General features: G+C 36.4%; 23 protein-coding genes. 9 read left to right on the forward strand and 14 right to left on the reverse strand.

The window, feature by feature from the left end:
* Positions 1-27: 27 nt before the first annotated feature.
* The 4 genes from E2K98_RS07150 to E2K98_RS07165 are packed head-to-tail and all read right to left on the reverse strand — an operon-like array spanning position 28 to position 2,612.
* Positions 28-633, reverse strand: a complete 606-nt coding sequence (locus E2K98_RS07150) for a DUF421 domain-containing protein (protein ID WP_165976199.1) — start codon at positions 631-633, stop codon at positions 28-30.
* 16 nt (positions 634-649) lie between these two features.
* Entirely contained in the window at positions 650-1,342 is a 693-nt protein-coding gene (locus E2K98_RS07155) for a Ger(x)C family spore germination protein (RefSeq protein ID WP_208025326.1), read from the reverse strand.
* The gene (locus tag E2K98_RS07160; RefSeq protein WP_208025327.1) at positions 1,339-1,914 is read right to left on the reverse strand and encodes a hypothetical protein; all 576 of its coding nucleotides are present in this window, start codon (positions 1,912-1,914) and stop codon (positions 1,339-1,341) included. The genes E2K98_RS07155 and E2K98_RS07160 overlap by 4 nt, the downstream gene beginning before the upstream one ends.
* A gap of 26 nt (positions 1,915-1,940) precedes the next feature.
* Positions 1,941-2,612: a spore germination protein gene (locus tag E2K98_RS07165; RefSeq protein WP_133333565.1), complete on the reverse strand. Its 672-nt coding sequence runs from the start codon at positions 2,610-2,612 to the stop codon at positions 1,941-1,943.
* 232 nt (positions 2,613-2,844) lie between these two features.
* Between E2K98_RS07165 and corA the strand changes: the two genes are divergently transcribed.
* A complete protein-coding gene (corA, locus tag E2K98_RS07170) occupies positions 2,845-3,795 on the forward strand; it encodes a magnesium/cobalt transporter CorA (RefSeq protein ID WP_133333566.1) in 951 nt (316 codons plus the stop codon).
* Positions 3,796-3,837: 42 nt separating this feature from the next.
* Here the strand turns inward: corA and E2K98_RS07175 are convergent, their stop codons facing one another.
* From E2K98_RS07175 to E2K98_RS07195, 5 genes are all read right to left on the reverse strand, one after another.
* Complete coding sequence (locus E2K98_RS07175) at positions 3,838-4,407, reverse strand: 5' nucleotidase, NT5C type (RefSeq protein WP_133333567.1); 570 nt, start codon at positions 4,405-4,407, stop codon at positions 3,838-3,840.
* 11 nt (positions 4,408-4,418) lie between these two features.
* On the reverse strand, positions 4,419-5,504 hold the full coding sequence (ribD, locus tag E2K98_RS07180) for a bifunctional diaminohydroxyphosphoribosylaminopyrimidine deaminase/5-amino-6-(5-phosphoribosylamino)uracil reductase RibD (protein WP_133333568.1): 1,086 nt from the start codon (positions 5,502-5,504) through the stop codon (positions 4,419-4,421).
* Positions 5,497-6,252, reverse strand: a complete 756-nt coding sequence (locus E2K98_RS07185) for a GTP cyclohydrolase II (protein WP_133333569.1) — start codon at positions 6,250-6,252, stop codon at positions 5,497-5,499. Before E2K98_RS07185 ends, ribD begins: the two co-directional genes overlap by 8 nt.
* A gap of 24 nt (positions 6,253-6,276) precedes the next feature.
* Positions 6,277-6,984, reverse strand: a complete 708-nt coding sequence (locus tag E2K98_RS07190; protein ID WP_133333570.1) for a DUF421 domain-containing protein — start codon at positions 6,982-6,984, stop codon at positions 6,277-6,279.
* A gap of 150 nt (positions 6,985-7,134) precedes the next feature.
* The gene (locus E2K98_RS07195; RefSeq protein WP_208025328.1) at positions 7,135-7,446 is read right to left on the reverse strand and encodes a hypothetical protein; all 312 of its coding nucleotides are present in this window, start codon (positions 7,444-7,446) and stop codon (positions 7,135-7,137) included.
* Between the two features lie 249 nt (positions 7,447-7,695).
* Here E2K98_RS07195 and E2K98_RS07200 point away from each other — a divergent pair, with 249 nt between their 5' ends.
* The 6 genes from E2K98_RS07200 (at position 7,696) to dltD (ending at position 13,405) form a co-directional block, all read left to right on the forward strand.
* A complete protein-coding gene (locus tag E2K98_RS07200) occupies positions 7,696-8,715 on the forward strand; it encodes a M42 family metallopeptidase (protein ID WP_165976210.1) in 1,020 nt (339 codons plus the stop codon).
* A gap of 419 nt (positions 8,716-9,134) precedes the next feature.
* Entirely contained in the window at positions 9,135-9,284 is a 150-nt protein-coding gene (gene dltX, locus E2K98_RS07205) for a teichoic acid D-Ala incorporation-associated protein DltX (RefSeq protein WP_081810780.1), read from the forward strand.
* Between the two features lie 14 nt (positions 9,285-9,298).
* Positions 9,299-10,807: a D-alanine--poly(phosphoribitol) ligase subunit DltA gene (gene dltA / locus E2K98_RS07210; RefSeq protein ID WP_133333572.1), complete on the forward strand. Its 1,509-nt coding sequence runs from the start codon at positions 9,299-9,301 to the stop codon at positions 10,805-10,807.
* On the forward strand, positions 10,804-11,961 hold the full coding sequence (gene dltB / locus E2K98_RS07215; protein WP_133333573.1) for a D-alanyl-lipoteichoic acid biosynthesis protein DltB: 1,158 nt from the start codon (positions 10,804-10,806) through the stop codon (positions 11,959-11,961). Before dltA ends, dltB begins: the two co-directional genes overlap by 4 nt.
* A 14-nt stretch (positions 11,962-11,975) precedes the next feature.
* The gene (dltC, locus tag E2K98_RS07220; RefSeq protein WP_133333574.1) at positions 11,976-12,212 is read left to right on the forward strand and encodes a D-alanine--poly(phosphoribitol) ligase subunit 2; all 237 of its coding nucleotides are present in this window, start codon (positions 11,976-11,978) and stop codon (positions 12,210-12,212) included.
* Complete coding sequence (gene dltD / locus E2K98_RS07225; RefSeq protein WP_133333575.1) at positions 12,209-13,405, forward strand: D-alanyl-lipoteichoic acid biosynthesis protein DltD; 1,197 nt, start codon at positions 12,209-12,211, stop codon at positions 13,403-13,405. The genes dltC and dltD overlap by 4 nt, the downstream gene beginning before the upstream one ends.
* Before the next feature lie 41 nt (positions 13,406-13,446).
* On the opposite strand, the gene E2K98_RS07230 is transcribed toward dltD, so the two are convergent.
* From E2K98_RS07230 to E2K98_RS07240, 4 genes are all read right to left on the reverse strand, one after another.
* The gene (locus tag E2K98_RS07230) at positions 13,447-14,001 is read right to left on the reverse strand and encodes a CBO0543 family protein (RefSeq protein WP_133333576.1); all 555 of its coding nucleotides are present in this window, start codon (positions 13,999-14,001) and stop codon (positions 13,447-13,449) included.
* Between the two features lie 321 nt (positions 14,002-14,322).
* Entirely contained in the window at positions 14,323-14,472 is a 150-nt protein-coding gene (locus E2K98_RS30830) for a hypothetical protein (RefSeq protein WP_165976200.1), read from the reverse strand.
* 333 nt (positions 14,473-14,805) lie between these two features.
* Entirely contained in the window at positions 14,806-15,951 is a 1,146-nt protein-coding gene (locus E2K98_RS07235) for an ABC transporter permease (protein WP_133333577.1), read from the reverse strand.
* A gap of 22 nt (positions 15,952-15,973) precedes the next feature.
* Positions 15,974-16,894 (reverse strand): ABC transporter ATP-binding protein, encoded by a 921-nt coding sequence (locus tag E2K98_RS07240; protein ID WP_133333578.1) that lies wholly within the window; start codon positions 16,892-16,894, stop codon positions 15,974-15,976.
* 175 nt (positions 16,895-17,069) lie between these two features.
* On the opposite strand from E2K98_RS07240, the gene E2K98_RS07245 reads away from it, so the two are divergent.
* Together E2K98_RS07245 and E2K98_RS07250 are read left to right on the forward strand one after the other, a co-directional pair.
* Complete coding sequence (locus E2K98_RS07245; RefSeq protein ID WP_133333579.1) at positions 17,070-17,651, forward strand: hypothetical protein; 582 nt, start codon at positions 17,070-17,072, stop codon at positions 17,649-17,651.
* A 74-nt stretch (positions 17,652-17,725) separates the two neighbouring features.
* Positions 17,726-17,935: a twin-arginine translocase TatA/TatE family subunit gene (locus E2K98_RS07250; RefSeq protein WP_133333580.1), complete on the forward strand. Its 210-nt coding sequence runs from the start codon at positions 17,726-17,728 to the stop codon at positions 17,933-17,935.
* A gap of 47 nt (positions 17,936-17,982) precedes the next feature.
* Here the strand turns inward: E2K98_RS07250 and hmpA are convergent, their stop codons facing one another.
* Positions 17,983-19,227, reverse strand: coding sequence for an NO-inducible flavohemoprotein (gene hmpA, locus E2K98_RS07255; RefSeq protein ID WP_235824755.1), 1,245 nt, complete (start codon positions 19,225-19,227; stop codon positions 17,983-17,985).
* Positions 19,228-19,456: the final 229 nt, after the last annotated feature.

Raw genomic sequence — 19,456 nt, forward strand, 5'->3', positions numbered from 1 at the left:
GGCATCCTCTGAGCAAGGATGCCTTTTTTAATGAAGGAATTGATCATTTCGTTTATCAATATATAAGGAACCGTCCTTTTGTAATTCCGCATAAAAGACTTCAGAAAGAATTGTTCCGGCTCGTGTTAATTGCTCATCTACCCAATTTCTGTCTATATTTAATTGCTGTAAATTCTCTTCAATTACCTTGCCATCTGTAATTATCTGCATTGGTATCGGTGCTTGTTGTTGTTGTTTGACCTGAAATGGCAGTTGTTCCTGCTTCAATGGCTGTTTCGCTTCCTTAAGCATTACCGATAATTCCCCACTTGTTTCGAAAATGGCATAATCAACATCTTGAAAAGAAAATACATCTTTTTTACGAAGAAGCATCTGTAACTGTTTTATATCCAAGCTCGATTTTTTTAAAGCCTTTTCTAATACCTTCCCTTGTTTTATGAGAATGATCGGTTCCCCTTCAACTATCTTTCGAAACTTTCTAAACTTTAGATCAACAATACCTACCAATACCGTTAACCCGGTCCAAGTTAAAAGGCTGACAATTCCTGTTGAAACTTTAATACTTGAATCAATGGTCATAGAACCGGCCACCGCACCAATCGAGATACCTGTAATGTAATTAAAAAAGGTCATTTGTGAAATCTGTTTTCTACCCATCAAACGTGTTAATAGAATCTTCGGGAGTTAACATTAGTTTAATATGAGATTTATCCATGAGCCCAACTTTATTGATTTCAAAAATTTCTTTTTTAGCCTCAATGATGGGAAGAAATGGGTCCACTCCTTTTTCAATTAATTTTCTTTTCATTTCAAAAATAAATTGTGAGATTATGTAGGGAGTTTCCGATCCGTCTTTTCCAAGAGACAAAAATAAAGAATTAGAAGGAATCGTTTCTGATTTAGGTCTTACCTTTAAAACGGCCTCCGCAGTTGGTTTCCCGATTGCAGCCCATGCAATTTCCTGAATATCCCTTCTTCTGGTAAGCCAATAATGAATACCTTTATTCCCTCTTTGTTTTAGTACCTTTTCTCCATATACAACCAGCTTTGCATGGCTGAAATCAATCTCTCGATCCACCTTTGTTTTAATAATTCGTACAGCCTCCCCCATAGAATTTGCTTCTTCAGTAACAATCACATATTCACTTGGTGAATCTTTACTTATAGCAGGAATCGCAAATTTAAGGCTGACAAGGTATTTTTTTGAACTGTTTTTCGCAAGATCAACACCAATGCTGACAACAAAAAATCGTTTATCAATATCTTTAAAACCACCTCCGCAAAGAAGCAAGACGACGATGAAAATAATCACTATTTGGATCTTTTTTAAAGAACTCTTCAAGCTGTTTTCCTCCTTGCCCATAAGAAGAAAATGACGATTGTTACAACTTCAAAACAAAAGCGAATTTGCAGCCAGTAAACAGTAAACTTATTTAATAGAACCGTATTTAAATACTGCACCCCAGCAACGGCACAAACAATAAATATCGAAAGCACAATCCATTCCTTTTTCTTGCTTCCTTTATTCTTGAAAGTTCCCTTTAATAATTCAAAGGACGCATGCCAGTGAACCGATATGCTTACAAGGGTAATACTCATATAAAACATTAAAAACAGAAAGATTACCCGTTCAATTGGGCTGTATACCAACCGCAGGCAATCCGCAGTTGAAATCCACGGATATAGAAATTCATTCGCCCCATCAGACCCTTGAAACCCGATGGGAATTAAGAATGTAGTAAAAAGGTTAAAAAGGCCTAGAAAAAAGACGGCAATAAAATTCCAGATTTTCAATTTCCCTTTAATCACACGATTAAAAATCATCAGATTTGTATACCCGGAAAAAACATACGTTGCTGCCGCAAGTGCTTTTAAATTTGGAAATTCAAACAGATGAGTTCCAACCTCGAACATAGAGTCCCAGCTTAATTGGTCACTTGTTAGGGCTTTAAAACCGTAACGAGCATAACAGGTATAAGTGAACGATTACTTTTTTTGATCGCATCCAAAAGCTGTTCGCCCGTTTGAAACATGTTAATGTCTACAGATGTGAGAAATTGCTTAATACGATTTAATACATCTGGGTCAGCGAATTTTTTATCATGCAGAATCATTACCTTAGTTTTGGAGATTTTCCCCACTTCAGTTGTCTCAATTGTTAAAGTAGTTTCGGGATATCGCTGACGAATTAGTCCCAAGTTTGTTGGCAAGCTTTCACTAAAACCTGATTGTGGTCCTTGAATAGTGGTCTCAACGGTTGTATCTAATACAGAACTATTCCGATCCACCTTGCTATCGAGCATGAAAATGGCATCCTGATAGAAAAGAACTGTCACTCCCCTGATTAACTCATCAAGTGTTTTTTGCTCATTTTCAAACGCCTTTATCTTTGGCTGTGATTGAAGATACGCTAAAAAACTATCAGGAGTAAGTATTTCAAAAAATGGTTTTATCAAATTGTTCTGAAGGATATTTTTATCACTAATCGATTTAATATAAAAAGTTTCAATGTATTTATCCTTAGTATGAAGTTCTTTAAAAACCACATCTTCTGCCTGCTGAATTTTGCTTCTTAATGATTCTTTAATCGTTTCGATTCGATTAAACGTCATTTTATTCCCCCGCGTTCCACTTCTTTCCTTTTAACTTTCCTTGAAAATGGGATTTTATTCCGAAATCCCATTTATCGACCAGTATGAATAATTGGGATGAGTTTCCATTACTTTGCCAAGATATAAAAATGGACCTAGAGTAGTTTGTTACGATAAAAGAATGATTTCCTGTTTTTTTCTTCAAATTCGTTTATAGTTAGTTTTAGGAATTTGAATGTGATAAGGAGTTACTATGATTAGAACGCTTGCAATAAACCAGAATTATGAATTAGTCAAGAACGTAGAGGTTTCAAAGCTGGTGAAGGGAGAGTTTCGCTGGTATTGGATTGATTTTCAAGAGCCAAGCGAGGAGGAAACGGATATGCTGCGGGAACCCCTGGACTTTCACCCATTGGCGATTGAGGATTGTATTCATACATTACAGCGACCAAAGCTCGACTATTATGATGACTATGCCTTTTTTGTCACACAGTCACTGAATCCCCAGACGATTACTAGAGAAGAAGTGGATTTTTTTCTCAGTAAACATTATATTATTACATTTCATCATAGATCCTGCTCAGAAATAGATGAGGTTTGGAATCGATTCAGCTTAGGAAAGGCCGTAAAAAAATGGGATCCTTCCCATGTGCTTTATAATGTACTCGATAAAATGGTTGATAATTATTTTCCCTTGGTCTATCAAATCGAAGATACATTAAACGAAATAGATGAAAATTCAAAGGGACGTTCAATGGAGGCTTTGCTGGAGGATCTATTTGATGCCAGACATGACCTTCTCTCACTACGGCATACGATTACCCCGATGCGTGATTTGCTGTATCGAATTATTAATTCACAGCGGTTGACAAGTATTCAAGGCAGGATTGCTTATTTTTCTGATATTTATGATCATTTACTAAAACTGTCGGAGATGATTGAAGCAAACCGTGAGCTGACGACCGATATTCGTGATAGCTATATTTCGATCAACTCACACCAAACGAACCATGTGATGAAAGTTTTAACAGTTATCACTACGATTTTTATGCCGATAACCTTCATTGCTGGACTCTATGGAATGAATTTTCATTATATGCCGGAATTAACCTGGAAATACGGGTACTTTGCCGCACTTTTTCTTATGGCGTTAATTAGTTTGGGGATGTATCTCTGGTTTAAGAAAAAGGGCTGGTTTAAATAAGGAACGGTCAAAAGGGAACGGTGTCCAGTTCCCTTTTGACCGTTAAATTGACTTGAAAACAATCTCCTGAAGTTCTGTCCAATTAACGATTCTTGGAAGCTTCAAATGTCGATTATAGGATTGATCTTTTATATAAACCCTTAATGTTTCGTTCAAAAGTGTATTTAAAACCTCTGGTTTATCATCAAAATAATAATCAAGTTTTAATCCTTTAATGATTTCAACTTTTTCATTGTCTTGCATCCCGTAGAAAAACCGATCATTTTGAACAGGAAATCCTCTTCCCTTTAACCATTCCCTTGTACGTTCTCCATGTTCTTTTGGTCTTGAAGTAATATAGTATATTTCATGTCCTTGCTTTTCTAACTCTTGTAATGTTTCCACCGCCTGTGGGAATGGAGGACATTCGGTGTAATAAATTTCCTCTAATGAATCGTTCCATAGTTTTTTCCCTTGTTCATCCGTTAATCCAAACGGTTCATGAATTTCCACTCTATTTAATCCATGGAACACATTGAGTGGAACATTTTGATTCAACTTTTTATTATAAAGATGAAAGGCATGGCCCCTTAGATCGATTAATGTATCGTCAATATCAAAACCAATTTTCATTTAAAAATCCCTCATTTGTAAATCGGGTATCCTACGAATTTAAAATCTTTGCCAATTTTTATAAAAGAGGTGTCCTTTAGCTCGACAGCATCTCTCATTTTATCTATCCCCTCTCCTTCTAGAAAGGTAGGTGCCTGCCCTCCGCCAACTAATTTGGGAGCAAAATATAAAATTACCTTATCAATTAATTTATTTTCTAGGAATGATGCATTAATCGAACCTCCCCCTTCAATTAATAAAGAAGAGACAAGGTTTTCGCCCAATATTTTTACTACTTCCTTAGGGTCTACAAAGTCTGCAATTGGAAAAATCTTTATTCCTAATGACTTCAGTGATTTCCACTTTTCCTTATCGTAGTTCATGCTCGTGAATATCCATGTTTCCGCTTTTTTATCCTTCACTACCTTCGATTCTAAAGGGATTTTTAATGTGGAATCCATAATCACTCTAATAGGATTCCTTCCATTCGGAATGCGTGTTGTCAACTCTGGATTATCTTTAATGACTGTGTTAACTCCCACTAAAATAGCCATATTTTCATTTCTAAGTTGATGGACATCTACTCTGGCTTCTTCAGATGTAATCCATTTGCTGTCGGATGTACGAGTGGCAATTTTACCGTCAAGCGAAGTCCCAGACTTTAATGTAACAAAAGGTTTTTTCTCCACAATAAATTTGTTAAATACCTCATTCATTTGTTGGGATTCTTCTTGACAAACCCCTATAATTACTTCAATTCCGGCATCCTTTAGTATTTTGACACCATTACCTGAAACAACCGGATTCGGGTCAAGAGTTGCTATCACAACTTTATTAATGCCCGCTTCAACAATTGCAACTGCACATGGCCCTGTTCTTCCATAATGAGAACAAGGTTCAAGTGTTACATAAATGGTGCCCCCTTTAGCCTTATCACCAGCCATACGAAGAGCATGAATCTCAGCATGCGGCTCTCCCGCTTTTAAATGAGCACCGATCCCTACCACTCTGTTCTCATTTACAATTACAGCCCCAACTAGAGGGTTCGGATCTGTCTGACCTTTCATTGCACGAGCATTATTCAAAGCCAAATCCATAAAAAATTCATGACTAGTCATTACAACAAGTCCCTTCATCTTCCAAATGACCTGACTTATTAATTTTAGTCTTCAAATACTTCTCGTTATATTCAGAAATATCCCCCCATAAAGGTTCTCTGCCTGAAACCACTAAGCCAGCGTTTTTTAATGCTTGAAGTTTTTTTGGATTGTTTGTAATTAACGTTACTGGCTTGGACCTTAATGCTTTTAATACTTGTATTGAATCGCTATAATTTCTGGAATCATCCACAAAACCTAAAGCTTGATTAGCTTCAACTGTATCGTAGTCATTTTCTTGAAGGATATAGGCCATTGCCTTGCTGAATAATCCAATTCCACGTCCTTCATGGTTAGCTAAATAAAATAAGGCTCCATTACCATGTTCCACAATCATTTTCATGGATTGTTTTAATTGAAACCCACAATCACATCTTTTACTTCCAAAAATATCACCTGTATGACAAATCGAATGCATTCGAATAATCGCATCATCTGCATATTCGAAATCTCCATAAGCCAAAACACTTGATTGCTGAAATTCTGCTAAATTAACTGAAGATAATTTTTCAATGATCCGTTCAAAATCCTCTGTTACTTCGTCACAATTTAACCAGCAATACCACTTGAAAATTACCGTTTCGCCATATAAGTTAACAGGGAGGCGTATCGGTCCGACTAAATATATTGCCCCTTTTTCTGTTTTAATTAATTGAATTTTATCTCCTAAAACCGAAAGAACTTTAGTGTCTAATTTGGCTTGTTTCATTATAAATGAATCCCCCTTACGTTTTTAATTATCTTCCCCAGGATTGTAGTAATAAGGATTATTTTTATTACTTTTAATTTCATTATTATCAATAAATAATTTTCCATTGTCTAAAAAAGTGGCTAGCATAATGTTTTCTACCTTTTCACCCAATTTTTTAACCTCGTTCATTAGCCAACCTTGTTCAAGTTTTAGATATTTTAAATTATGATAAATAATTTGCCCGTCCATGATCAGTGGAATGGGAATATATTCTTTCTTTATTGTTAGCTTTAAATCATTAGGTTGAACTGGTCGATATTTGGACTTGGGAATCACGCTAATACTTCCTGTTTCTTCCATCACAGCAAGAGCAATATTCCTTGTGTCGGTGTAGCCTTTTACTCTTAAGTGTGACAATAATTCATTTATCGGCATACGCACCTTTTTAAGTCCTTTTCGATCAATATCACCGTTTCGAATCAAGACTGTTGGACTTTCATATAAAATCCATCTTAATTTATTATGTATGGATAATCGGATAAAGATCTTATATAAAATGACTGTGATTACACCATAAATGATGGCTTTTCCTAGATTACTATCCTCAACGGGCGTACTAATTATATTCGTTAGGACAAAAATATACAATAAATCGAAAGTGTGCATTTGGGAAACTGCCTTTTTTCCTGTCACCCTTAAAAACAAATATCCTGCCAATAAAACAATTAATGTACGGTATACGATTTCCAACTTAATCTCCCCTAAAAACACCACTTTTTGCAATCATCTATTTGAATTATTCCCTAATCTGTGTTAAAAACTGCAATAAATATAAAATGCACATCAGATTTTTACCGAGGTAAAATCTCATGTGCACACGTATAATCAATTCAAACTAACTTACTTCCAATTCTTATAATCCACCTTGCCACCTGTTAAATCGATGGTATTGCGCTCACCTTTATAATATTTTTTGCCATCTTTCTCAATAATTAAATTTTCATAGGTATACACCTTTTGACCGTTTGGAAGATGGATGACAACCTTCCTCCCTAAATCCTCCGACGGTGCTTCAATTCGAATCGTGCTAAAATAAAAATATCGAAAGACAAAGAAACCTACTGTTAAAATAATACAAGCAAGAACGAAAAAGAGTGGACCTTTTCGTGAGTATTGCTTCGGCTTATCATGGTATAGTTCTAATCTGGTCATTTTTCTCCCTCCGCCAGTCTGTAAATCACTAATTTTTAATTTCCCCTTACCTATTAAATTGGTCCATTTATGTCCAATTTTCTTTTGTTTTATCCATAAAAAGAATTAATCACTGCTAACCTATGCGCAAACCTGAAAAAAATTGCCGAAAAAACGATTTTTGTCATCTAGATTTCAATTAGTTGTATAATAAAAAAGAATGATTTTGAAAGGAGAATCGCCTTGTCAAACGCAAATACAGCAGAAACCATGAAATTAATTGCGGACCTTGTATCAATCCCAAGTCCGTCCGGAAATACAAATGATGTTATTACATTCGTCGAAAATTTCCTCACAGAGTTACAGGTTGAAACAAAAAGAAATCGTAAAGGCGGATTGATTGCAACCATCCCTGGGAATGATACGAGCCGGCATCGGATGTTAACCGCCCACGTTGATACACTTGGGGCAATGGTGAAGGAAATTAAAGGAAACGGGCGTCTGCGAATTGATCTCATTGGCGGATTTAAATACAATTCAATTGAGGGTGAATACTGTCAAATTGAAACCAGCAGTGGAAAAAAATATACAGGGACCATCTTGATGCATCAAACCTCGGTCCATGTTTATAAAGATGCTGGTAAACTCGAGCGCAACCAGGAAAACATGGAAATCCGGATTGATGAAAAAGTACATAATGCAAAAGATATCCGTGCCCTTGGAATTGAAGTCGGGGATTTCGTTTCATTTGATCCACGGGTCGAAATCACTCCAAGCGGCTTTATTAAATCGCGGCATTTAGATGATAAAGCAAGCGTCGGAATACTTTTACAATTAATTAAGCAAATCAAATATGAAAACATTCCCCTGCCCCATACAACTCATTTCTTAATTTCTAACAATGAAGAAATCGGCTATGGCGGCAATTCCAATATATCACCAGAAACAGTTGAATATTTGGCTGTTGATATGGGGGCAATGGGTGACGGGCAATCTACGGATGAATACACGGTATCCATCTGCGTCAAGGATGCCAGTGGTCCATATCATTATGAATTAAGAAAAAAATTAGTCCGTCTTGCAGAAGAAAATAAAATTCCCTATAAACTTGATATTTACCCATTTTATGGCTCGGATGCTTCAGCTGCGATTCGCGCCGGACATGATATTGTTCATGGATTGGTAGGTCCTGGAATTGATTCGTCCCATGCGTTTGAACGGACACATCAATCATCTATTGAATCAACAGCAAAACTGTTATTCCATTATGTGCAATCAGAAATGGTTTAATAAGAAACGGAGGCTTCGACAAATAAATGTCGAAGCTTTTGTATTTTTGTGATAAAGTTTTCAAATTGACCGGAAACAAAATGACCGTTTTTCTAGTATTTTTTAGAATCGGTATGTGGTTGCAAAAAGTGTACTAAAGAATTAAAATAAATTGCCGATGCAATAATTTTGCACCGGGTTTTTCAATGTTTTTTATATATACAGTCAGAAAAAATTAATAGTGCTCTCATTTATTTTTAATGCAAGAAAATACGATGGGGATTATGATTAAAACGTCAAAGGAAGCATTCACCTGTTTCCTTGAAAGGGCAAACATTCACACTAAAAATCTCAAACAAACTAATATTTTTTCAAAAAAAAGTTCATTTCACATATAAAACGTACACATATTTGACAAATTCAAACGCGGGGTAATTAGTATGATTGATAAACTAAAAGATTTTTTCTATCGTGAAAAAGTGAGGTGGGTCAACAGATTTATTTACTACCTGATCATCCTCCTCTTATTGTTTTTCATGTACGGATTCAATGATGCAAGTGCTGGATCCTATATTTACAATGATTTTTAATGGGGGTACTACCTATGAAACTATTATCAAATATTAAAAAAATGGCGGATACAAAGCCGGAAACACTAGCGTTCGTTTCGCAGGACCAAACAATCAACTACGGTGAGCTTTGGAAGAGAGCGGAACAAACTGCCTCGTTTATTTTAAACACAGAACTTAAGCCGCTATCGCCCATTCTAATTTATGGGCATATGGAACCAGAAATGCTTGTTGCTTTTTTAGGCAGTGTCAGGGCCGGTCATCCGTATATTCCGGTGGATACTTCGATTCCGTTGGAACGGATTGCAAAAATCATCGAGAGCTCGAAAACGAAACTAGTAATTAATGTGTCTAAAGATACCCTACTGGTTGAGGATACATCTGTTCAGGTTGTAAACGTAAGTGAAATCAAAAATCATTCTTTTTTACCCGTTACAATGGATACTTGGGTAAGAGAAGATGAAACTTTTTATATTATTTATACGTCAGGAAGTACGGGAAATCCGAAGGGTGTGCAAATTTCCGCCGATAACCTGCAAAGCTTTGTAGATTGGATGGTGGAAGACTTCCCTATCAGTGGCGGGCTGCGCTTTTTAAATCAAGCACCTTTTTCATTTGATCTTTCCGTCATGGACCTTTACCCTGCACTCGCAAGCGGTGGGACCATTTGGGCAATTACAAAAGAAATGATTGCAAAACCGAAAATTTTATTTGAGGAATTAAAAAAATCGAACACACAGGTGTGGACGTCAACACCTTCATTTGCCCAAATGTGTCTAATGGATCCTTCCTATAATCAAGAACTGCTACCGGAATTATCCGTATTTCTTTTCTGTGGGGAGATCCTTCCTGTTTCGGTCTGTAAGCAACTGAAGGAGCGATTTCCGAAGGCGAAAGTATTTAACACATATGGTCCAACAGAGGCAACGGTTGCGGTAACTTCTGTTGAGGTGACCGAAGAAATTTTACAGGAATATCAAACCCTTCCTGTCGGTAAGGCAAAAGGCGATACGCAAATTGTGTTATTGGATGAAAACCAAAAGCAGATTCTAGATGATGAAAAAGGTGAAATTATTATTGTTGGTCCAAGTGTCAGCAAAGGATACCTTGGGCAAAAGGAACAAACAGAAAAGGCCTTTTTCATGCATAACGGTGTGCAAGCATACCGTACCGGTGATGCTGGTTATATGAAACAGGGTCAGCTTTTTTATAAAGGGCGAATGGATTTTCAAATCAAATTGCATGGCTATCGTATGGAGCTAGAGGAAATCGAATACCATATAGCAAAATCGAAATATGTGAAATCAGCAGTTGTTGTTCCTGTCTACCAAAATGACAAGATTGATTATTTATCCGTTTTGATAATTCCAGCAGAGCACAACTTTGAAAAAGAATACCAACTGACCGGTGCAATAAAAAAAGAATTGGCTGAAGAACTTCCTGCATATATGATACCAAGAAAGTTCTCCTATCACGCGGAACTACCGATCACACCAAATGGAAAAGTCGATCGAAAACAAATTCGTGAAAAGGTATTATTATGACACCATATGGTTCATTTTCATTCTTTTTCATCCTAGCGATTCTTTTAGCACCAACGGTCATTCTTGGACTGCAAGGAAAGAGATTTCATACCTATAATATGATTGTCTCCGTTCTTGTCTTAGCCATTATTTTTTCATCAAAGCTTACCGGATTCATCGCTTTAATTATTTTTACTATATGGCAAGTTCTGTTAATTCAAGGCTATATCCGCTATCGGAAAAAGGCGAATAGCGGTTTGGTTTTCACTTTGGCAGTAATCGCTTCGATCCTGCCGTTAATGTTTTCCAAGTTCATGCCCTATTTTTCACCGATAAATTGGGCCTCCTTTTTAGGAATTTCTTATTTAACCTTTAAAGCAACTCAAATGATTATGGAAACAAGGGACGGGCTGATTAAACAAAATATCCCGCTCCATCGCCTGCTTTATTTTATTTTATTTTTCCCGACGATTTCATCTGGTCCGATTGATCGCTATCGCAGGTTTGATAAAGACCTAAAACAGGAATTAACAGGCGAAGATTATAAGCTGCTTTTGTATAACGGGATTAATAAAATCTTCCAGGGTTTTTTATATAAATACATTATTGGTTATTCGATCAATCACTTTTTTCTTGCCAATCTAAGATTTATCGCAGCCAATCATTTCGAGAGCCAGCTATATTATATGTATGGCTATAGCTTTTATTTATTTTTCGATTTTGCCGGCTATAGCGCGTTCGCCATTGGCGTCAGCTATATTATGGGTGTTAAATCACCGGAAAACTTCAATTTGCCGTTTATCAGCCGGAATATGAAGGATTTCTGGAATCGCTGGCATATGAGTCTTTCTTTCTGGTTTAGGGATTATGTCTATATGCGGTTTGTTTTTTGGATGACGAAAAAGAAATGGATTAAAAATCGAAATATTACTTCCAATCTTGGCTATGTTTTACTATTCCTGCTCATGGGTTTTTGGCATGGGCTTGAGATACAATACATTGTGTATGGAATTTATCATGCGCTGTTAATGGTCTGCTACAATATGTTTGAGCAATGGAATAAAAAACATAAATGGTGGCCGCAAAATAAATTTACACAGGTTGTTAGTGTCCTGCTAACCTTCCATGTTGTTTGCTTTGGATTTTATATTTTCTCAGGACATTATATTCATTAAGGAGTTTGATTAAGATGGAATTTAGAGAACAAGTAATTGAGTTACTAGCAGAAATTTGTCAGGATGATGCTGTAAAAGAAAATCCGGATATCAACTTATTTGACTCTGCTCTACTTGATTCATTTGGAACAGTAGAATTGCTCGTTCAAGTCGAAGAGCGCTTTGGTATTACCGTACCAATTACCGAATTTGACCGTGATACTTGGGATACTCCTAATAATATCGCCATACAGTTGGCGGATATGAGATGAAACAACCCATTTTTATGCCGCTTTTCCTAGCCTTTTTTGTTTTAATTGGGCTAGTTATCATTCCAAATAAATGGATCGAGAAACTGATTCCGAAGAATAGTGTCAGCGAGGCGGCAACGCAATTAAATCCCTTCATGTTTCAAGGGAAGTATGTGCAATCGAAAATGCTAGAGGATCCCAAGTATCTGCCAATTTATGGTTCATCAGAGCTGGCAAGGCTGGATCGCTTCCACCCTTCCAATTACTTTAAAGTAGCCAATGATGGGTTTACCCCGTTTCTTGTTGGACGGGGGGGCTCTGAATCATTGATTCATTTTTTAAATTTTTCCGAGCATATACATCAGCTCCAGGGAAAGAAAATCGTGTTCGTCTTGTCTCCTCAATGGTTTAATCCTAAAGGAGCGGATGAATCACATTTCGTACCAAACTATTCTTCACTGCAAGGATATGACTTTGCTTTTAATCATACAATTAATCCTGAAGTGAAGAAAAAAGCAATCAAGCGTTTATTGACATATTCCTCCGTAAAGGATGATCCAATGCTATCCACCCTTTACAAAGCGGAGATTTCCCAAAATCCTTGGACAAAAAACGAAGCTATTTTCATTCGTCCGTTTGCACTTGTTTATAGAAGTTTACTAGAAAAAAAGGATTTATACTACACATTAGCAGGCGGTATAAACCGTAAGCGGGATATCAGTCATAAGCTGCAAAATAAATCATGGCAGCAGCTTGAGCATACAGCAGACCAATTCGGAGCAAAACGAGCAACGAATAATCATTTTTATATCGTAAATTCACAGTATAATAAAATTAAAGGTTTTATGCCTTCTTTAAAAAATAAAAACATCCATGCTTCCTATGGAAAGTCCAGGGAATATGGCGACTTCCAGCTTGTGTTAGACGTATTAAAGCAAGCTGGTGCAAAACCATTATTCATCTCGGTTCCCGTCAACGGGCAGTATTATGATTATACCGGTTTCCCAAAACAAGGACGCCTCGCCTATTATCATAGAATTAAGAAACAAATTGAGGCTGCAGGTTTCCAGGTTGCCGATTTCTCCGGACATGAATACGATCCCTATTTCATGAAGGATACCATTCACATCGGTTGGAAAGGCTGGGTTTACACCAACAAGGCTATTAAACAATTTTATGATAGCAATGATAAAAAGGTTGTTTCATTGAATTAAACTAAAACGCTTGGGCTTTAATTGTAGTCCAAGCGTTTTTTCTATTCCATAACCTTTTCAAAATTACACCTATTACTCAACCAATGGGCTATCAAATAGATAATAAAATAAAACGGAACAGAATAAAGATATCTCCATGTTAATGGTTCATAAATACCAATCCATTTAAAAAAGGGTTCTCCAACGAAGGAAGTTAGTACGGCAAACAAAAAGGCTTTATAGACTGGTCTCATCAGCGGTTTCACTTGGATTAAGAACATGACAGACACAGGCATCAACGCTAAGTCATAAGGTAAATAGGCTGGAATTAATGGGATTATCGGATATAGGTAATTCCATGCTTTAAGCTGCATTCCAATAGCATCCAATGAAAGTGAAATGACCATGATGAAAAAGCCTGCAAATAATAATCGATTAGAACTGTTCTTTTTTCGAAAAATCCACCAGCTCCCCCAACATAGGATAACAAGTCCTAAACCAAGCCACCAACGCCATGAAAAAAGAATTTCCTCCATCCATATATCATTTCTGATTTTAAAACCTTGATGGATTAGCTCCATACCCTTATTCATTTCGTCATAAACTTTATTTTTCATAAAATCACCTAAATGTAAAATAAAGTCTATTTTTTACTTTTTAACAATAATTATACATAAATAAAAAAGCCCTCTATTTGAGGACTCTTATTTTGTCTTTTGAAATTTTGTCATATTGGCATTTTTATTTACTTTTTGCAAACCAAATAAACGGCAAATACCAGAAGCCAATCACTCCAGCACTTTTCCATGAACACATCCCCTTAAAACACATCTATCTGTTATCCCTTCTATCCGGTTTGGGTTTTACTACCCTATCTTTGTTCCTGCCTTTAGGTAATACATCTAGAAGTACTTTCCTTTGCTTTTCAATAGACAACTCTAATCAATGAAACAATCGTCATTAAAATAAATCACTTCAGTCAGAATTTTATAACCTTGAATCCCAGCTAAAACTTCTCTTGCTTCTTTTTCAGTATTAAACTCAAACATTTTAATGTTATTCTGTGAATGGACAGTAATAACCCACATAAAAAATTTCCTCCAATTAATTTTTAATTTCTAATAACTAAACAATGCAAGTTCTATGCCAATCTTTACTTTTTATAAAATTCTAAATTTATAAAGTATAAAAACAATGATTTGCCAATTTTTTTTGCGTTTATATAGATAAAAAGTTCATTTAGCGCATAATAATTTGGCAGAAGAAAATATTGCCTTCTTTGGATTAAATTTAGATAGTAGGAGATTATTTGACAAACCTCCGGTTCATTGAAATTAAGTAATTCTTATAATGGTTTCAGATCAATAAAAACAACAAAACACGCTGAAAAAAGAAACTCAGCGTGTTTTTAATAGCCATTTTTAATTAATCGCAGTTGTAAAGAATTTTTTAAACCGTAAACTAGCAATCACTAAACCTATTAATCCAAATGCTAAAAGGATCAGGACGGTTATCCAAATATCCCCCAAATGTGCACCGCGAATCATGACGTTTTGCATGCCCTGCTGTGCCCAATACTGAGGAGTGAATTTGCCGACAATCTGTGCAAATCTTGGCAGGAAATCATAGGGAAACCATAAACCTCCAACAACAGCACCGCCCATCGTAATGATTTGCACGAACGCAACGCCTTGATTTTCACTGCGAACAAATACAGACAATAGTAAACCTAAGCCGGTTGCGCATATCGCCAAACTTATAACAATTAAGATAATTGAAAGCAGGTCTCCAATATGCAAGCCATATACCACTTTTCCAAACACTAATAATACAGTGGATTGAGTTAAAACGACCAATATATTAGGCACCCACATTCCTATTAAATAATGGTAGGATTTCATCGGTGTACTCCTTAGACGCGAAAGCATCCCTGATTCTTTGTCTTTAATGAAATTTCGAACAATTGTGATCATGATAAAAAATACAAACATGACCGTATATCCTGGGACAACTTGCGTAATCATATTTAATTTAGCGGCATTTTCTTTGATTTCTTTCACTTTGACTGGCGGTGTCAAAGTGATTTTTGCCTGATCAGTGTTTTGCCCTAAGGTTTGAAGCGTTTGTGAGAGTTTCGCTTCTCTAAACGATGTTGTCATATTCTCGAGTACCGCTTTAATCGGTGCAACGGCTGAATCTGCTGTTGCATCTCGGAATAACTGGATTTCTGCAGGTCTATTTGCCTTTAAATTTCTCTCGTAACCTTCTGGAATAACCAAAAGTGATGTGGACCGCCCCTCTTTTATTTCTTTAATTTGTTCTTTTAATGAGAGAGAAGAATCCTTTTTTAATTCAAAACCGGGAATTTGCCTTAATTGCTTTAAAAACATTTGAGACATCTCGGAGTGGTCTTGGTCATAAAAGGAAATGGTGATTTTATCTGAGGTGTTTCCAAAAATCGATGCAAAAATGACTATAAAAAAGATGGGAAGTAAAAACAGCCAAAAAAAGGTCCCTTTTTCCTTTAGGACTACTTGAATTTCTTTACGAATAATGCTTTTGATCATTGGCAAGTTCTCCTTTTCTTCGTTAATCTCGGAGGGTCGTTCCTGTTAAGGATAAGAAAACACTTTCGAGTGAAGGTTTCATCATTTCTAATGCCTTTACCTTGGTTCCTGTCTCCGTAACAGCTTGAATGGTATGTTCCATTGAAGGTAAAACCTCATCCGTTTCAAGCAGCCAGCCCTTCTTATGTTCGCTAACCTTATTGATACCTGGGATTACAGGCGGATGTGACTGATTTTCTAACTCAAGGTAAATCGCTTTTGTTGCATATAAGCGTAGTAAGTCATCCAGATTCCCTTGGACAATGACCTTACCATGATCAATAATGGCAATATCATCGCAAAGTGACTCCACTTCTTCCATATAGTGAGTGGAATAAATAATCGTAACACCCTCGGAACGAAGATTCTTTATAATTTCAAAAATATGATTGCGCGATTGCGGGTCAATCCCGACCGTTGGTTCATCAAGAATAATCAATTTTGGTTTGTGGAGCATTGCGGCGGCAATATTAATCCTTCGTTTCATCCCTCCTGAATACGTATGAATAGGGTCATTTACCCTTTCACTTAACCCCACCTGCTTTAACACTTCCTTAATTCTTTCCTTAAGCAGCCTTCCCTTTACCCCATACATTTCTCCAAAAAAGATAAGATTGTTATAAGCCGAAATTTTATCGTATAAGGTAATTTCTTGGGGAACATAGCCGATAAGCCGACGAATTTGATCAGCGGATTTGCGGATATCCTGTCCAAAAACATCTACCTCTCCTGAATCCGCATCAATAATTCCGGTAATAATTTTCATCGTTGTTGATTTTCCTGCCCCATTTGGACCAAGCAACCCAAAACAGCTGCCTTCCTTTACTTGAAAAGAAACATTATCAAGGGCTGTTTTTGCTCCATATCTTTTTGCCAGGTTATTTACTGTGAGAGATCTCTCCATTTCTATCCTCCAAAAAAATCCATTTTTTACAACCCTTATATTATACTTTTCTATGAAAATTGAAATACCTAATTTGGTAAAAGAAAAAATTTAATCATTTTCTAATAATTTAGGGAATCTTAAGAAATAATTAATACTTATCATTTATAATTAGCAAGAACAAAATTTTGAGGTGGTGTTAACCATTAAACAGATCAATAAAACGGGGCTATTGGCACGTTATATTTCTAATCCAAAAGAACGAAGAATTGTTTTAATTTCCTTCATACTATCAGCGATATTCATCATTATTGGAGTTTTGTATGTTGCCCTTTCTTATCAAACCTTAATGATGGAGGAAACACGTCAATATAAGGAGAGTTTTAAACAATTAGGCTCGATTTCACGAATTGGTTTCTTTGCAGTGATTGCCATTTATCCTGTCTTTTTATTATTAAAATGGAAAAAAATAAAGGGAATTCGCCTTGGAGATATTCAATTAAAAACGGTCTTACAGTTTCTTGCTAAATGGGTACGGAAGTGGCATGTACCGGTTGCCTTGATCTCTACAGCAATAGTCCTCCTGCACGGGTACTTGGCCATCATCAGAGGGTTTAAACTGGATTTTACCTATATTAGCGGAATAGTTACGACCATTATTTTGTTTTTCCTGATGGTTATGGGATTAAAACGGTATAAACGAATCGACAAGCAGTGGCATTTGAAGCTGGGTATAGGATTTTTTATATTATTTATGATTCACGCTACCTTTGCTTAATATACTGTACAATCTAAGATAAAAAGTTATAATGAGGATAGAAGTAATTAACCATCTTCGCAAGGAGTGTTACCATGTTTTCAAATATTGGAGTACCAGGATTAATCTTAATCTTAGTTGTTGCATTAGTCATTTTTGGACCAAATAAGCTCCCTGAAATTGGACGTGCTTTTGGGAAGTCGATTCGCGAATTTAAGAGAGCAACCGAAGGAATTGCCGACGATTTAAAGGAAGAATTTAAAGAGGATATTAAAGAAGCCAAACAAATTGATTTGAAAAAATAAAAGGCAAAATGCAAGATGATTGATCATCTTGCATTTTTTTGTTGGTTTTAATACTCGTCCAGATTTCCAAAGGAGCCGAAGAACTCGTAGTGGATCTGTTCTTCAGGGACATTCCATTGTTTTAACGATTGATTGACAACTTTCATAAATGGCGAAGGGCCGCAAAAGTAAAAATCTGCGTCATTGGAAGGTAAAATACTTTGCAGCCATTCAAGTGTAAAAAAGCCTTCCTTATCGTAATTCTTCATTTCATGATCGGTTTCCGTTGGTTTTTCATATATGACGAAGGATTTCACGTTTTTATGTTCCGCGGCAAGGCCGTTGACATGATCCTTAAAAGCATGCATATTGCTGTTAATCGCCGCATGAATATAATAAACTGTTCGATTCGGATTTTCGTTCACGGTTGTATTCAACATACACATCATTGGTGTTAAACCAACTCCGCCGCCGATTAAGACTAATGGCAGGCTGGAATCCATATTTAAGTAAAAATCACCAGCAGGTGCGGAAATCGGGATAATATCGCCTTCGTTGACATGATTGTGTAAATAGTTGGAGACAACTCCATCAGGAATTCCTTCTTTTCTTGAGTCCTCACGCTTTACACTTATTCGGTAATAATCCAAACCAGGTCTGTCCGATAAACTATATTGTCTTAAATTTGTGTATTGTTCTCCGCTCATTTTATCCATTTTCACAGTAAGGTATTGACCGGGAATAAATTTAGCGATTTGTTCGCCATCTTTCGGTTTCAGATAGAACGAAGTAATTACCTCACTTTCTTTCACCTTTTTGTCGACGACGAAATCACGGAAACCTGCCCAGCCCCCCGGCTGCGATTCGGTTGTTCTATACATCTTATCTTCCATTCGAATGAACACATCCGCAATAACCCCATAGGCATCCGCCCATGCATTCATGATATCATCTGTAGCTGCATCGCCAAGGACTTCTTTGATGGCTCCCAATAAATTTTCACCAACAATCGGATAATGCTCTGGCTTAATTTGTAAGCTTCTATGCTTTTCGCCAATTCGCTCCAGGACCGGCATGATTTGACTGAAATCTTCGATGTTTGCGGCGGCACCATAAACAGCATCCGCCAATGCTTTTGGCTGATGACCTGTGATCTGATGTGCCATGTTAAAGATATTTTTCAGCTCAGGGTGCTGTTTAAACATTCGCTTGTAAAATTGCTTTGTAATCGCCTCACCATGTTCTTTTACAACCGGTAAGGTCGCTTTAATAATTTCTAATTTTTTAGGATCTAGTGATTTTACTGTATTGATAACTTCTTTCCATGATTGTTTTGCTTCCAATGTAGTGTTTAAACTCAAGATAAGTTCCCCCTTCATAGAAAGTATGTCCGGACTAAAAGAATGGCATTAAGGTAGGTTTTGCATGTTTAATTAAAGGCTTTGTTATACTAGGTTGTTGATTCCCATCCAATCAATGTTTTCTAATGATCAACATTCACATTTAACGTAGCTAAATAATAAAACATCCCCTAAGTAATAT

It is taken from the genome of Bacillus salipaludis, from assembly GCF_004358205.1.